A 380-nucleotide genomic window follows, 5' to 3' on the forward strand; every position below is an offset into this window, starting at 1 on the left:
ACATTCCAAGAGTATGCAGCAGGCGACTATGAAGGATCGTACAACACGTTCCGTGAAGGATACAGCCGCATGTATGACATCTCGAAAGCTCTCTCAGTCGCGATCACAACACAGATGCCTGAGAAGTTCGATAACTCGAAAGCTGATACGAAAGCGGCTGACCTCCGGTCAACACTCAACAGCCTTGCTGCTGAACACGTCGCTCTTGCGAACCTCAGTATGACGGCAGGTGTCGATCAAGCGAAAGACTACGATGCTGCAAACTGGGCGGAAGACATGCACACAGCTGACTTCAAAGCCGCAATCAAATCAATTTACGGTGAAGCCGGTGCAGATCAGTTCGAGCAAGCTTGGACGAAAAATCACATCGAAGCACAAGC

General features: G+C 50.3%; 1 pseudogene. It reads left to right on the forward strand.

Features of this window, described 5'->3' with window-relative positions:
* Positions 1-380 (forward strand): annotated as a pseudogene (locus KNP99_RS15580) (copper amine oxidase); the annotation flags it as partial.

The organism is Exiguobacterium sp. s95, assembly GCF_018618655.1.
Taxonomy (GTDB): domain Bacteria; phylum Bacillota; class Bacilli; order Exiguobacteriales; family Exiguobacteriaceae; genus Exiguobacterium_A; species Exiguobacterium_A oxidotolerans.